This is a genomic window from Micromonospora sp. NPDC007220 (assembly GCF_040634035.1).
GTDB lineage: Bacteria > Actinomycetota > Actinomycetes > Mycobacteriales > Micromonosporaceae > Micromonospora > Micromonospora reichwaldensis.
The window spans coordinates 295,506-308,956 of record NZ_JBEYEU010000001.1 but is presented as its reverse complement, the minus strand read 5'-3'; the positions used below and the strand labels follow the sequence as shown (position 1 = coordinate 308,956).

The following is a 13,451-nucleotide window of genomic DNA, read 5'->3' as shown; positions in this document are numbered from 1 at the left end:
CGACGGCCTGTTCCTCGGCCGGGTCGTCCTCAGTCCGGTACGCCTGCCGGGCCTTCGCCTGCAAGATGGCGTCCTCCACCTCGCTGATCGTTCGATGGAACAGACCCAGTGCGGTGACGCGGCCCTCTTTGTCAGCCCTTACGTGCGGCATCCTTCGCCCCTTCGTTAGTCGTGCGGTTTTCCCATTCCTTGTCCACCAGCCAGCGCACGGTTCCCGCCAAGGAATCCGAGCGCCGCGCGGCAAGGCTTCTCAACCGGAACCGCTGCGCCTCCGACATCGAAATATCCAGCGAGACCGGATACTCCGGCAGCTTCCCCCGAGCACCCATAGCGCTCCTTCCGGTCCGTCGAAACGTTCCGGGGAACATTTTGCCGCACATTTCTGGGAGTTTGATTCAGGAGCCATTTACCCAGACAAGCGGGCGTTAACTAATTGAGGGTGTCGCACGACCGAGGTAGGCTGCCCGGCATGGGGTGGCATGCATGGCTCAGTGGGCACGAATACGACCTTGAAGACCTCGCACGTCTCTTCGCTTCCGGAAACACGCGAGTGGTTCGGGAAGGCGAAGGCCACTATCTGACCTCGTCCGTTATCGATGACCGCCCTCAAGGTGTGGCGTTCTACGAGGCAGCACAGATCGCGTTAGCGCTTGTGAACGGCGCTGGCCGAGCACACGACAGCTCTTTCAAGCCCGTCAGGCTCACGGGCAGGTACACCGATGGCGACAAGACGCACCACGTCGTCAGCGTCGAGGGCATCGAAACGAGGAGCCGCGTAGGAATCGCCACCGTTACCATCCCCGGTCAGGCTGTAACGCCACCACCGCCACCGCCCGGCCCCACCCTTGTCGCCTTAGCGATCCAGCATCCAGACGTCTCGGATGCCCTAATGCTGCTTGGCAAGCCCGAGCCACTGAACTGGGTCGAGCTATACAAAGTCTTCGAGGTCATCCGTGACTCGGTTAAGCCCACACCGCTGGACAGGTCGGGCTTGGCGACGAAGGACGAGATCAGCGCGTTCACCTGCTCGGCCAATAGGCCGGACGTCAGCGGCCCCGACGCGAGACACGCCCGCATGCGCGGCGGCCCGCCACAGCGGCAGATGGCCCTTAGGGAAGGCCGGGACTTCATTAGCCGGCTGGCCAAGGCGTGGATGGAGTCACTGTAGTAATCGCACGTTGGCTGTCCACACCGCCGATCACGCTTCGTGGTGGTCGCCTCAGCCCGTTCCAGAGGCGTCGTGATGCGCCGGACCCGTACCGATGCCCGACCGGTCGCGCCGTGCCCTCTGTGGACACTTGGAGATGGTCCCGTGCGTGTTGGCGGGTGGATGCGCCGCCCTGGACGAGGGCCGTCAAGATAGCAAGGTGACCAAGTTCTTGGACCGGATCGCTCGGCGGCTGGACCTATGGATGACAGCCAGCGCCGCGCTGGCCCTGATCTCCTTGGTGTGGATCCTCAGCGCACGGACCGGCGTCGACTGGGGGGATGCCCCCGCCTGGGCGGCCTTCGCCGTCTCGCTTGGAGGTACGGCTATCGCCCTTCACGCCGCGCGGTCTTCCAGGACCGCTGCACGGGCTGCCGAGGTGTCAGCCCAGGCGGGCGTGCGTCAAGCAGCCGCAGCAGAAGAGCAGGTGTCCATCGCGAAGCGGACCTTGGAGCTGGCCGAGCAACAGGGTCGCCCGAACGAGGCGCCGGTTCTCATGGATCGGCTCAGGGATGCTCTCACCGAGGAGCCTCCGTATGTTGCCTGGTGGCTTGGGCAGCGATCGAAGAACACCTACATTCTGCGCAACATCGGCACCGACACCGCCCGCACGGTAGAGATCGACCAGTCGCGGATCAAGTGCGCTGTGAGGGGCACTACGACGGCCGACGAGATCGCACCACAAGCCTCGATCGAGATCCTCCTGATGCCCGCGTGGGGAGCGCCGAAGCCCAATGAGCTCTGGGTGCGCTGGGAGGGCCACCCGGAGTGGAAGGCCGTGCCCCTTCCATGATCCAGACGCCACACCCCCGACGAGAACTGGCACGAGCAGTTGAGACGACTACGCTGCGATCGTCGCCGGAACCCCACCGCCAGACGCGTGTCTTTGACTCGGCCGACTCCTGATTGGACGCGATCATGACCGATCCTCATCCCGCGGTCTCTGCCGACTGGCATGCACGCCAAGCCGAAACCCTCGTTGGCCTCGCTCGGTCAGAGGCCATGTCCGGCTGGCTGAAGCGGGGCCGCCGGCGCGAGATCTTGGCTGCCGCACAGACCCACGCCACACTCGGCGCTGCCGCCGCCCGTCTGGGTGAACCCGCCTCAACCACAACGAACGTCAAGCTGGTCACTGAGCAGCTTGCCAACACCGAAGCGCAGCGCGAAGCGGCCACCGTCCGAGCGCGCCAGCTTGAGGACGAGCTGGAACAAATCCGCCGGACCCTCGCAAACTACGGCGTGCACGTTGGGGACGTACTCGACGTCGCTCACGCAGTGGAGCGGCTACTGGAAGACCGGTACGCGAATGCGGAGCCGCCGCAGCACGCGTGACGCGCGCCGATGCCTGGACTTAGTGGCCCGACGCCACCGTGCCCTCTTGGGAGGGTTGGCCTGGCCAACCGAGCCTTAGGCGCCGACGTGGCTGTGTGCTAACCAAGCCTCTACGGGAGCGGCAGCGCGACCCAGTCGCCGCTACCCCGCCATCGAACCTTGATTTCATGGATGTCCGGCAGTTGGTCGGCGGTAACCATCCAGAAGGGAATCACCCCGCCAGGCTTCAATTCTGACGCCTTCAATTTCCCATCGTCGGTAGGGCGCAGCCTCCCACCGTCGGTATGGACCTCAACATCTAGAGCGGGCTCCGAGCCCACGTTGCGGAGCAGGAAACTCTCTTCTCCCCTGTAGTGGACCACTTTCCAGGCGACAGGCGGTGGCGGTGGCGGTAGTGCTGCTTCAGCCGCTGCCGCCTGCCGCTCTGCTGCGTCTGCCGACCGCTTCGAGGCGTCCGCAGACCTCTTCGACTGAACGGCACTGACCACCGACACCACGAACGCCGCAAGGGCGATCCCGAGCGTTGCCACGTTCTCCCAAGCCATGACACGAAGCTATCTGCTCGGGCCAACCCCGGCGTGCAACGCCCAGACGGCCTGGCTTGGTCTGATCGCCCACTGCTGCGAGGATCGACGGGTGGCTGATGACTTCGAGAAGACTGACCGGAACCTCAAGGTCACCTTGGACCTTGACAACCAGCTCACCTGGGGCGAACTGATCCGCTTCGTGAACCTGGCGCAGAGTGCGGGCAACGTGTCGCCGGACCAGCCGGTAGGCATCGAGTACGACCCGAACGAGTCGCTGCCGCTGATCAACGGCCTGTTCGTCTACCTCGACGCCGAGAGCATGTCGCAGGGCTCCTGATCGAACCTTCAGCCCGCCCCAGAGACATTGGCGTGGCCCGGGGCCATGTGGGACACCCGTGACGGGTGGACGGGGCTCTGTGCACCTCTGAGCACGCTCCACACACGTGATGGGTCGGGGTTGGTGGGCGGTTTCAACCGCTAGAGCACCGACAGTCGAAGCGCCGACCCTTCATCTTCAGAAGCTGATCGTGCCGCCCGTTCCACTTTTCTACTATCGAGAACCACCTAACTGAACGGTGGGACGTGAACGGTGGGACAGTGGGACGTCCCACCGTTGCCAAACGTTTGGACAACCCGTATATGCATGGCCTTGATGATGATAGTTATTATCATGTCCGTTTCGGAGTGTCCGATATGGTGGATTTATGGTGGGACACTTCCCGTACGGGCACTGTCCCACCGTCCCACCGTCAAATCACCCCAAATCCAGACGCCTCATTCGCAGGCCACCCTGCTTGGCCCCGGCAACCTCGATAAGCTTTCCGTCGAGTTCTTCGATGGCCTTGTCGAGGTAAGGCTTCAGGTTGGACCGCAGGTGACTATTGGCGAACTTGCTACGTGAGATCCACGAATCCCCGACGTGCTTACCGATCGCGCGCTTGCAGGCTTCGATACGCTTCCCCTGCAATTCGTCTTCGGCCTCACGCTGGGCCAGCTTCGAATGCGCGTACCGTCTGCCACCCTCGGCAGCTTCCCTGAGTCGGACGACGGTCAGGGTCCGTTGCACCTCGTTCCGCATGTTGTCGGAGACCGTCATGACGAGTTGAGCCAACCGCCAGTCAGCCATCGTCACGTTGGCCCGGCCTGCCAGGAGGGCGAGCGCCACGGCCACGCGGAGCTGCACCGATCCGGCGTGTGCGTCGAGGGGGTTGTCCTCACTGGCGTTGCGCTGCACGATCCCGTCATCGATCGCCTCGACGACCGACTCAGCCACCCTCAGCTCGGCGAACCGGCGACCCTTGCGCGCGGGCCAAGGCGGCTCCACCCAGATGGCGGGCGGTGGCGCGGTTGGCTTGTCGGCGGTCATCTCGGGGTCTCTGGCGGGCATCCACAGGTACCGCTGCGGCGTGCCGCCCCCTGCTTCCCCCATCAGCGGACCCGCCTGCTCGGGCTGCACGTCCATGACCATCGAGACCCTGTAGGTGTGGGCGTTGACGTTGACGCTGGTGTCACCTCGCGCGTTGGTGAAGCCGAGCTGGCTGCCGCTGAACGCCGACCGCAGGATGCCCGTCAGGGTCGATCCCTGGCGTGACTTCAGGGCGCTGATGACGTCTACCTCGCCACCGTCGACTAGCACCGCTTCCGATCGCTTCTTACTGTCCGGCACCGCGAGCAGACGGCACAGCCCTTCGCCCGTTCCGAGGGGTCGTTGCTTCACCTCGCCCATCAGTACGGCTTCCTCAGCGATGGCCCGAGCGACGCCCTTGCCTGCACCCGATCGGCCAGTCAGATTGACGAACAGGTTGAGCGCGCCCACACCACCGACGATGGCGGGGGTCACGACGTAGTGAGGGACGCGGACCATCATGCGAGCCATGACGACCCCCAGCACCGCCCACGGGTTGCCCCGACGGGCCTTGGCAAACTGGTGGATGTGCTGAAGCTCGGGACGCTTGTTCCAGAAGTCGAACAGCGCCACCCCTGGCCCCTCACCCACAGATGCGGTCGTCTTCTGGTGCCGGGGGAAGTACCCCTTCTCGTAGTTCATGCCCGGCGACAGGTCCTCGGTCTCCAACACCTCGGAGAAGTCGATCTTTCGTTTGGTTGCCCCCATCACGCCACCTTCTTCTTCAGCGCCCGGATGCGGACGGCCTGGCGTTCCTTGGTGATAGCCCGGCAGATCGGGTACATGTCACTCAGCAGCAGCGCCACGGTCAGGGTGGAGGCCACGCCGAACAGCGAATCGAGGTAGCGCTTGTATGCGTTCAGGTCGCTCATGTAGCCAGTGAAGTGATACGGCATCACCCACACGATGCGCTGGTCGATCGCACCGTCCGACAACCGGTCTACAGGGCCCTTCAGATGGTCGGGGAGCCACATTAGCCCCGGTCGGGGTGCAGCACCCCCCATCAATGGCTGAAGTCGCTTCAGGATGACTGCCAGTTCATCGCCTTCCGGGCAATCCCGGTAATGAGCCATTGGCATGGGAAGCGGCGGAGGGGGAAGCTTGTTGGTTTGCGGCGCTCTTTGAGTAGGCATTACGATCGTCGTATCCTTTTCGTTCGTTCTGAGGGCTCTCGCATTCGCACTGCGGGAGCCCTCACCTCTTTCCGAGGGCCGCGATCTTGTCCAGGGTGGGCCGGTCTTCGATCCGGTCGGGCAATCCCTGCTTGCGGGCACGCTTGATGGCGTCTTGAGCCGCCTGCTCCTGCCACGTCTCCGGCACGTACCACTCGGGCTCAGGCCACGACAGCGACCCGTTGAAGCTGAAGTCGATCTTTCGCCTGGTCGCCATCGACGGGAGCGCCTGACGGAAGCCGTCGTTCTCGCGGGTCTGCTCCAAGAGGATCACGATCGCACCGGCTTCCAGGGGTTCTTGCTGGGGTCGTACGGCTTGGCGAGGACATCAGCCGTGAACAGATCAGTAACCGGTCGCCCAACGAGCCGGGACAGGCCAATCTTGACCTGCTCCTTCGGTCGGGTCCTGCCATAGACCACGTTCTTCAGATGCCACTCCGACACGCCGATCTCCCGCGCGGCGAGCGGGATTGTCCACCGCTCTTGCCGGAGAAACTCAAGCGCGGGTTGGCATCCCCACTGCTTCGAAATCACCATGTCTGGTCCTGTCCCGCCCCGGAGACAGCAAGGAACCCACAGGCCAAGGACGGGGCTTACCCCTCGGTGTGAGTTCCCGGTTTTTGTCTCGCATGGGCGGGAGGCCATCGCGGCACAACCAGGCGACCGGCAGACCGGTGGGCGTGCGTCGGATCGATCATACCCGCCACTGTGCAACTAGTGGGCTCTGAGTTCGTCACAGTCCGTAGCGGGGTGCCCACACCACCGGGGCACACCGACCCCCGCCCACCAGCGGCTCTGTGGCGATCTCAGGCATCTCTGTGCACGGTCGTCGCGTCCATGGCGGCGGACGGGTACGCTGCCCGCAGACCACCCGAGCCGCAATGGCTGGGTGCCCCCTCGGGCCAGCGTCCGCAATGGAAGCAAACGGCGCAATGCCGGGCTACGAGGTTCAGTGGCCTTGTGCTCCGGCGGCAGGGCTGCTCAAGTCGCCCATACACAGTTGGTGATGCAACGCCCTTGCTACACCTGGGACGCACTCGCGCCCCTGCACTGAGCCCCGATCGCCGGAACGCGGACTCAGCCAGACCAGTGTTGACGCACTGGCCGGGCTGGGTTGACGCACCCTCGCCCGTCCAGGGAGGAGGGGTAAGAAGTGTGGATCGCCAACCTTGAGATGTTGGTCAACTCGGGTCCCGAACTGGTGCTGGCTGCCATCGGTCTGCCAGTCGCAGGAAAGCTCATCGCCCTAGCTGTAGCCACGCGGGGCGCAGACCCCAAGGACCGGCCGAACATCATTAAGGCGGTGGCCGAGCTGTTCCGATGGCGTCGGTGAACTTGACCTCTAAGCCAGCGCCCACCACGCATCGAACGGGTCCGGTCGGGGCGGTAGGTGGTCGTACTCGGTCAGGTACTCGGGCCAGTAGCCTCCGTCGGTCCGCTGGCCTGGGATCTGCGGTCGGCCTTCCCGACGACGGGCAACCATACCCAGATCAGCGTCGTCATCGGGAAAGCTGGTCAACAGCTCTCTTGGCGACGCAAGAGGCAAGTGAAGGAAGGACGTGGTGGAGAGCCCATCGGCAGGGATGATCGGCAAATCAGCCGGGGCTCTCCTACCCACGCCGACGTACCTGACCCCGTATCCCTCGCGGTTGTCACTTGCTCGACGACAGGCTGCCCTTGCTTGAGGGGTTGCGGGGTGGTTGCAGTAGCTGTGGTCGATGCGAGGCATGTTTCCTCCGGGTGCCCGTTGTCGTGCCACACGACACCTCCGCCGCTCCCAGGCGGCCCGGTGCCGGGCCGCGCACGATCACCGACATCGCGGTGCAGTGCGGGGCGGCGGCGGCCACAACCCGGGCCGCCGCGGCGGTGGCCCGCAGCTCGGCCGGGACCACCACGTAGACCTGGTCCGCCGCCTGCAGCGCCGTCACGGCCGCGTCGTCCAGTTGCCGGGGCAGATCGACCACCACGAGGTCCCGGCCCCGCCGGGCGGCGTCGACGGTCGCCGCCATCGCCTGGGCGGGGAGGGCGAGCAGGTCGCCGCGGTCCCAGGAGAGCACCACCAGGTCGCCCCGGCTCGGCAGGGCCCGTACCAGCGCCGGCGCGTCCACCCGGCCGTCGGCGCCGGTCAGCGCCGGCCAACGCAGCCCTTCCAACTGCTCCCAGCCGAGCACCAGATCGAGCCCGCCGCCGAGCGGGTCGGCGTCGACGAGCAGAGTGCGCAGCCGGGCCCGGGCGCCGGTGACGGCGAGCCCGCCCGCCAGGATGCTCGCCCCGGCGCCGCCCCGCCCGCCCAGGACCGCGACGATCCGGGCGCCGCCACGCTCGGCGCCCTCCGGCCCGCACTCGGCGAACCGGTCGACCAGCCAGGGCTCGGCGGCGGGCAGCGTCGCCACGTGCTCCGCGCCGATCAGCTCGGCGACCTGCCAGCCGGGATCGAGCTCCCCGGACCGCCCGACCAGCACCATCCGTGGCCGCTGCGGCAGCCGCGCCCGCAGGCAGGGCTGGGCCTGGTCAGCGCCGACCAGCACGAGCGGGGCCGGCAGCCAGCGGGTGCGGGCCGCGGCGGGGTCGGCGGCGAGTTCCACCTCGACTCCGCCCGCTGCGGCGAGCCGCAGCAGGTCGTCGAGCAGGTCGCCGTCCGAGGTGACGAGCAGCGGCCGGGGCCGGTGCGGCGGGACGGAGGTACGGGGTGGCATCGCGGCCTCCAGCGGTCGGGCTCGGGGTTGCTGACCCGAGACCCTGCTCCGACGCCAGCCCGAACGCCGCCCCGTCCCCACAGCCTGTGGACAACCGCGTGCCCTGTGGACAACGCCCGCCGGACGAGTCGATCTGCTATGGCCCGGGTGGACCACCTTCCGCTTCGGCCATGCGGGTACGGGCAACCCGGATCGCCTGGTCGAGACCGTCACCGCCGGGGCGCTTCGCCTGTCCCGGGGACGAGTTGGCCAGCCTCGAATAGCGCCACACCGGGCAGGCGAGGGTCTCGTTTCTGTGCGGTATACGGCGGCCGAGCCAGGTCAACGGAGGCTGCTGGTCTTCACTCGGGCCGCTACGGGTGCTGCCGCGCATCGAGCGCCTGGGGCGGCACTCACACGCCCTCTTGCCGACGCCAATAAACCTAGCACGCGCTGATAGTCCTCGGAATCGGGCGAAAAAGCGATAACGACTTCCGGGGCATTCTCGCTAGGTTGACCGAGCCAACAAAAGAGAAGGATCCCAATTCCGTGCATGTTCTGCAGAATCAGCGGACCAGTAAACTTTCCAAGCGCCACGCGGTCGACGATGACGGGCGAGAACGGTCGAGGCTGTTCCGACGCGGGCTGATTCCTGAAACGCGTCCTCAGCAGATTCTCGCGTTGGCGACGTTCGTCAACATGCTTGGCAGCGGCGTCTTCATGGTCAGCGCCGCGCTCTACTTCACTCGGGTCGTCGGGCTCCCATTGACCCAGGTCGGCCTGGGAATGGGCGTCGCGGCTGGCATTGGCCTTTTCGCTGGCGTGCCAGTGGGGCATCTGGCTGACCGGCGAGGTCCGCGAGGGGTCTACCTGTCGATGCTCGTCGTTCAGGGTGTGGCGATGGCGGCGCTGGTACTGGTTCAGTCGTTCTGGCTGGTCCTGGTGGCGCTGTGCATCGGGGAACTTGCCCGTTCAGCGGGCGGAGCGGCGCGCGGTCCGTTGGTTCGCGGGATCGGCGGTGCGCACCTCACCAGCTACCGCGCATACCTACGCTCGGTCGCCAATCTCGCGGGGAGCTGTGCCGCCGTGGCTGCCGGCTTCGCCGTGCAACTGGACACGCGTCCGGCCTACCTGACCCTGGTGCTGGCCAATGCGCTCAGCTTCGTGGCCAGTGCCGCCATCATCGCCACGCTGCCGCCGCTACCACCCGTGCCCGCACTGCCGACGGCCAACTGCTGGGAGGTGTTGAAGGACCGAGGGTACGTCGCCATAACCGTGCTCGACGGCATCCTGTCCATTCACCACCAGGTCCTGCTCTTCGCCCTGCCACTCTGGATCATCGGGCACACCACCGCACCTCGGTGGCTGGTTGGCGCAGCAGCGCTGACAAATACCGCCCTGGTGGTACTGCTCCAGGTCAAGGCCAGCCGAGGGGTCGATGACAGCGCCGCCGCCGGGAAAGCCATACGCCGTTCCGGAGTGGCGTTCTTCATCGGCATGGCCCTGATCGCCGCAGCGGCAGGACTTCCCTCGTGGCTTGCGCTCACCGGCATCGTCGCTGGCATCTTCGTCCACACGATCGGTGAACTCTGGCACACGGCGGGCTCGCTGGAACTGCGATTCAACCTCGCTCCCGCCCATGCCCAGGGGCAGTACATGGGGCTGTTCGGGTTCGGAGCCGGCCTGGCGAACATGGTGGCGCCCACCGTACTGGCGCTGTTCTGCATCACCTGGGGAGTGCCTGGTTGGCTTGTGCTCGGCGGGGTGTTCATCCTGGCGGGCCTCGTGATGCCGTACGTGGTGCGGTGGGCGGAGCGGACCCGCCCCAACGTTGAACAACCCGCCTAGCGGACCTGTCCATCCGGGACGGACGGAAGCGACCTGCGACCCGTGGGGAAGCGCTCCCGCCGGAAAGGGACGTCGGCTTGGCCGTACGAATGCCGTACAGCTGTCAGCCTCGATCCGTCCTGGCGTGCCTGCTTCGCTCCTGGAGGCGCCGCAGCCTGCGGAGGTACTGCCCGGCGTAGGAGCGCTGCGCATCGTCCAGCGCCTGCGCATCCGGGTCGGCAAACTCTTCGTAGTAGGAGATCTCGGCCGGGTCGTGGTCGTGCTCAATCAGTTCGCCGAGCGCCTGGACGTCATGCGCCAGCGGCGACCTCCTCGCCGCCTCATCCCGCCAGATGTGCCCACTGATGTCGTCCTCCTGCACGCGGGCGATGGTAGAGCCAACGAGGCTCGGCACCCGCGGCGTACGGCCTCGGGACCTCCGGGACAGATCGGCATCAGGACGGGCGTTGCACTCCGCCTGTTCGTGTAATGCGAAGGACGACCGTGGGAAGGCCTGGCAGTGTGAGCTGGTGCCGGATATCGACCCCAGTGAGGCGGAGTACCTCCGCGAGATAGAGCTCCTTGCCAACGACGTCGTCAATCGGGCACTGGACGAAGGCTGGCTCAGCTTTGATCCCGATCCTGACGATGCGACGCCCTTGCAGCGTGCCGTCAACGCGCTGGGACGCCAACTCCAAGACCACCACTTCGAGCATGATGGCTGCGTCGATCCGGACGCCCCGCTCGTCGGCCTGGCCGGGGCCCTCCTGGTCCGTCCCACGACCATCATGAGCGAGCAGGAGTACATCGACGTCTGCGAACGGCTGGGCGTTGAGGCCCGGCCGCAGGGGTGGGCGTTGTGGCACACCTGGGATCAGAAGGGCCGACGAATCACCATGGTCACCACCAGGATCAGCACCACTGAAGGAATGCTGCTGGTCTGGTCGAAGGGCCGCCACCTGGTCCCGGTCAAACCGCCACGGGCCGCGGTGGCCGCCACCGTCAGGGGCTGGATCGGACCAGCGGTCCGATCTCCCGGATACGTTGCCGAGACGGGAGTAAAGGAAGCGGCCGGCGCTGCCACGCGGTACGGCGTTCGCTGACGATCCGCTGACTCTCGGATGACGCGCTGCCTGCGTAGGTCAACCAACCGGTCCTGCCACTATGAGCTGGTGGACCCTGCAAGCCTCGGCCCGTACACACACCTCTGGGATGGCAGCGACCCGAACTGGGTCGTCCTGTCAATCTCCGACACCGACGACGATGCCGGCTCGCCTTACAACCGCCGGGCCGGAATGGTCGAACTCATCTGCGACGACCTCCTGGCCGCCGCCGTGTTGCGGACCATGCGGAGCCACGGCGTTCCCACAGTGCAAATTGACGCACTTGGTGATCAGGCCGCAGGGAACCAGTTCCTGTAAGCCGTTGGCGGCAGCGATTGCCCGAACCACGACGGCGGCGGAGTGCCCTCGCAATCGATACGGCCCGGACTCCGTCGTATGGCTCTGTCACGCTCTCGTCATGCCTGAGCGACCGACAGCCCGGTGGCTGCGCTATGTCGAGGAGCAGACCGCCCAACTCCAAGCGGGAACTTTGCAGGAGCCAGAGGAGGCCTGGGCCTTGTCCGACTTCCCAAGGCCGCTTATCACGGCGACAGATGCAGCATTGTCCGACTTCGAGCGGCGACTGGTGCAGATCGACCCGGAGTCTGATGCCGTCGTCCTCGCTGTGGTGCAGCAAGTCGTCCTCGCTCTCAACGCGGTCAACGAGGATCCGGCGAGCCCCACCTATGACACCGATGGGCGTGAGGATCTCTGCGGGTACATCGACGAGGCACTCACGAGCGCTGGCGTCGACGTACCAGCACTGGCCGCCAGACACGGCCTACAGCCATGGGGGATTACTGATCGGTGGCGTGACTGGTAGCCAACGCGCTGCGGCGGCGGCACTCGTACATCACGTGGCTGGTGACCGACGGGGTGCCGGTCAACGTGGTGCGGCGGGTCGTGGGGCACGAGAAGGCGTCAACGACGCTCAATCGTTATACGCACACCCCGGACGACTACGTCGACCGGGTCCGGCTGACGTTCGCTGACTTTCCGCCCGGCGCCCCGGCCGACCGACCTCGGAGAAGTGCTTCCACCTGGTCGGGAGCGCTTCCGGGAAAGGGACGACCCCCGTCGGGGGGAGACGGGGGTCGTCGAAGGTTCGGCTCCGGGGGGGTCGAGCCGAACCCACTCAGCGGTCACGGGGGGGTGCAACCGCCGAGGGTCTGCCTGTCGTACGAGATGTGAACACTCGTCGCATCAGCAAGTCTGCCTGAGCGAACCTGTATACGTCGAGTGGCGTCTCCTCCACTCCGTGCGAAATAATGTTCGCAGAGTGTGACCATCATCACGATGAGCGAGGGTGGCGGAGGGTCGGCCCGCAGGTCCGAGGGGTCGCCGGGCCCCGGGCACCCGCCGACCATAGACCATCCGGCTAGACTTTCGCGCCGTGGGCCGAAGTGCCGCTTTCTTCGATCTGGACAAGACCGTCATCGCCAAGTCGAGCGCCCTGGCGTTCGGTCGGCCGTTCTACCGGGACGGCCTGATCACCCGGCGTGACGTGGTCAAGTCGGCGTACGCCCAGCTGATGTTCCGGCTGGGCGGCACCGACGCGCAGACCATGGCCAGGACCAGGGACTACCTCGCCGCGCTCTGCAAGGGCTGGCAGGTGGAACAGGTCCGCCAGATCGTCGCGGAGACGCTGCACGAGCTGATCAACCCTTACGTGTACGCCGAGGCCGCCGCCCTGATCGAGCAGCACCAGGCCGCCGGCCGGGACGTCGTCCTGGTCTCCGCCTCCGGCGAGGAGATGGTCCGCCCGATCGGCGTGCTGCTCGGGATCACCGACGTGATCGCCACCCGGATGGGCGTGGTCGACGGCCGCTACAGCGGCGAGGTCGAGTTCTACGCGGCCGGCTCGAGCAAGGTCGACGCGGTCGGCGAGCTGGCCGCCGAGCGCGGCTACGACCTGGCCGACTCGTACGCCTACTCCGACTCGTACAGCGATCGGCCGCTGCTGGAGTGCGTCGGCCATCCCTCGGTGGTCAACCCGGACCGGCAGCTGCGCCGGCTCGCGGTCGAGAACTCCTGGCCGGTGCTGGAGTTCCGGCACCCGATCCCGCTGGGGCGGCGGCTGCGCGAGCGTCCGGCCGTCCCGGTCGCGGCCGCGGCGCTGGGCGTGGGTGTGGGCGTGGCCATCGGCATCGCCTGGTACGGCCGGCACCGCCGCACCCGCACCGCCCCCGCACCCGCCTGAGCC

At 66.4% G+C, this 13,451-nt stretch carries 19 protein-coding genes; 11 read left to right on the top strand and 8 right to left on the bottom strand.

The genetic code is table 11. The annotated features are described in order from the left end of the window. Positions 1 to 131 precede the first annotated feature (131 nt). Entirely contained in the window at positions 132 to 329 is a 198-nt protein-coding gene (locus ABZ573_RS01510) for a hypothetical protein (RefSeq protein WP_358114606.1), read from the bottom strand. A gap of 284 nt (positions 330 to 613) precedes the next feature. Here ABZ573_RS01510 and ABZ573_RS01505 point away from each other — a divergent pair, with 284 nt between their 5' ends. The 3 genes from ABZ573_RS01505 (at position 614) to ABZ573_RS01495 (ending at position 2,539) form a co-directional block, all read left to right on the top strand. Further along, on the top strand, positions 614 to 1,168 hold the full coding sequence (locus ABZ573_RS01505) for a hypothetical protein (RefSeq protein ID WP_358114603.1): 555 nt from the start codon (positions 614 to 616) through the stop codon (positions 1,166 to 1,168). A 199-nt stretch (positions 1,169 to 1,367) separates the two neighbouring features. Then, on the top strand, positions 1,368 to 2,000 hold the full coding sequence (locus ABZ573_RS01500) for a hypothetical protein (RefSeq protein WP_358114600.1): 633 nt from the start codon (positions 1,368 to 1,370) through the stop codon (positions 1,998 to 2,000). 125 nt (positions 2,001 to 2,125) lie between these two features. Continuing rightward, positions 2,126 to 2,539, top strand: coding sequence for a hypothetical protein (locus ABZ573_RS01495; RefSeq protein ID WP_358114597.1), 414 nt, complete (start codon positions 2,126 to 2,128; stop codon positions 2,537 to 2,539). 110 nt (positions 2,540 to 2,649) lie between these two features. Here the strand turns inward: ABZ573_RS01495 and ABZ573_RS01490 are convergent, their stop codons facing one another. Beyond that, complete coding sequence (locus ABZ573_RS01490) at positions 2,650 to 3,084, bottom strand: hypothetical protein (RefSeq protein WP_358114594.1); 435 nt, start codon at positions 3,082 to 3,084, stop codon at positions 2,650 to 2,652. 91 nt (positions 3,085 to 3,175) lie between these two features. Between ABZ573_RS01490 and ABZ573_RS01485 the strand changes: the two genes are divergently transcribed. Next, positions 3,176 to 3,403 carry a hypothetical protein gene (locus ABZ573_RS01485; protein ID WP_358114591.1) on the top strand — a complete coding sequence of 76 codons (228 nt, stop codon included), beginning with the start codon at positions 3,176 to 3,178 and terminating at the stop codon, positions 3,401 to 3,403. Between the two features lie 417 nt (positions 3,404 to 3,820). Here ABZ573_RS01485 and ABZ573_RS01480 read toward each other — a convergent pair whose 3' ends face one another. The 4 genes from ABZ573_RS01480 to ABZ573_RS01465 all read right to left on the bottom strand — a co-directional run bounded on the left by ABZ573_RS01480 (position 3,821) and on the right by ABZ573_RS01465 (position 6,180). Continuing rightward, positions 3,821 to 5,179, bottom strand: coding sequence for a hypothetical protein (locus tag ABZ573_RS01480; protein WP_358114588.1), 1,359 nt, complete (start codon positions 5,177 to 5,179; stop codon positions 3,821 to 3,823). Then, the gene (locus ABZ573_RS01475; RefSeq protein ID WP_358114586.1) at positions 5,179 to 5,544 is read right to left on the bottom strand and encodes a hypothetical protein; all 366 of its coding nucleotides are present in this window, start codon (positions 5,542 to 5,544) and stop codon (positions 5,179 to 5,181) included. Before ABZ573_RS01475 ends, ABZ573_RS01480 begins: the two co-directional genes overlap by 1 nt. A gap of 121 nt (positions 5,545 to 5,665) precedes the next feature. Then, entirely contained in the window at positions 5,666 to 5,917 is a 252-nt protein-coding gene (locus ABZ573_RS01470; RefSeq protein WP_358114583.1) for a hypothetical protein, read from the bottom strand. Further along, complete coding sequence (locus tag ABZ573_RS01465) at positions 5,914 to 6,180, bottom strand: hypothetical protein (RefSeq protein ID WP_358114580.1); 267 nt, start codon at positions 6,178 to 6,180, stop codon at positions 5,914 to 5,916. The genes ABZ573_RS01470 and ABZ573_RS01465 overlap by 4 nt, the downstream gene beginning before the upstream one ends. A 616-nt stretch (positions 6,181 to 6,796) precedes the next feature. Between ABZ573_RS01465 and ABZ573_RS01460 the strand changes: the two genes are divergently transcribed. Further along, on the top strand, positions 6,797 to 6,976 hold the full coding sequence (locus ABZ573_RS01460; RefSeq protein WP_358114577.1) for a hypothetical protein: 180 nt from the start codon (positions 6,797 to 6,799) through the stop codon (positions 6,974 to 6,976). 319 nt (positions 6,977 to 7,295) lie between these two features. Here ABZ573_RS01460 and ssd read toward each other — a convergent pair whose 3' ends face one another. Next, complete coding sequence (gene ssd, locus ABZ573_RS01455) at positions 7,296 to 8,339, bottom strand: septum site-determining protein Ssd (protein WP_358114574.1); 1,044 nt, start codon at positions 8,337 to 8,339, stop codon at positions 7,296 to 7,298. 492 nt (positions 8,340 to 8,831) lie between these two features. Here ssd and ABZ573_RS01450 point away from each other — a divergent pair, with 492 nt between their 5' ends. Continuing rightward, on the top strand, positions 8,832 to 10,166 hold the full coding sequence (locus ABZ573_RS01450; protein WP_358114571.1) for an MFS transporter: 1,335 nt from the start codon (positions 8,832 to 8,834) through the stop codon (positions 10,164 to 10,166). Between the two features lie 103 nt (positions 10,167 to 10,269). Here ABZ573_RS01450 and ABZ573_RS01445 read toward each other — a convergent pair whose 3' ends face one another. After that, positions 10,270 to 10,527: a hypothetical protein gene (locus tag ABZ573_RS01445; RefSeq protein WP_358114568.1), complete on the bottom strand. Its 258-nt coding sequence runs from the start codon at positions 10,525 to 10,527 to the stop codon at positions 10,270 to 10,272. 148 nt (positions 10,528 to 10,675) lie between these two features. Between ABZ573_RS01445 and ABZ573_RS01440 the strand changes: the two genes are divergently transcribed. From ABZ573_RS01440 to ABZ573_RS01420, 5 genes are all read left to right on the top strand, one after another. Then, on the top strand, positions 10,676 to 11,248 hold the full coding sequence (locus ABZ573_RS01440; RefSeq protein WP_358114565.1) for a hypothetical protein: 573 nt from the start codon (positions 10,676 to 10,678) through the stop codon (positions 11,246 to 11,248). A 69-nt stretch (positions 11,249 to 11,317) separates the two neighbouring features. Next, complete coding sequence (locus ABZ573_RS01435; protein ID WP_327030288.1) at positions 11,318 to 11,566, top strand: hypothetical protein; 249 nt, start codon at positions 11,318 to 11,320, stop codon at positions 11,564 to 11,566. A gap of 100 nt (positions 11,567 to 11,666) precedes the next feature. Next, on the top strand, positions 11,667 to 12,071 hold the full coding sequence (locus ABZ573_RS01430; RefSeq protein WP_327030287.1) for a hypothetical protein: 405 nt from the start codon (positions 11,667 to 11,669) through the stop codon (positions 12,069 to 12,071). A 41-nt stretch (positions 12,072 to 12,112) separates the two neighbouring features. Beyond that, entirely contained in the window at positions 12,113 to 12,439 is a 327-nt protein-coding gene (locus ABZ573_RS01425) for a hypothetical protein (protein WP_358114561.1), read from the top strand. A gap of 202 nt (positions 12,440 to 12,641) precedes the next feature. Next, positions 12,642 to 13,448, top strand: coding sequence for an HAD-IB family hydrolase (locus tag ABZ573_RS01420; protein ID WP_151454927.1), 807 nt, complete (start codon positions 12,642 to 12,644; stop codon positions 13,446 to 13,448). The last annotated feature ends 3 nt before the right edge of the window (positions 13,449 to 13,451 follow it).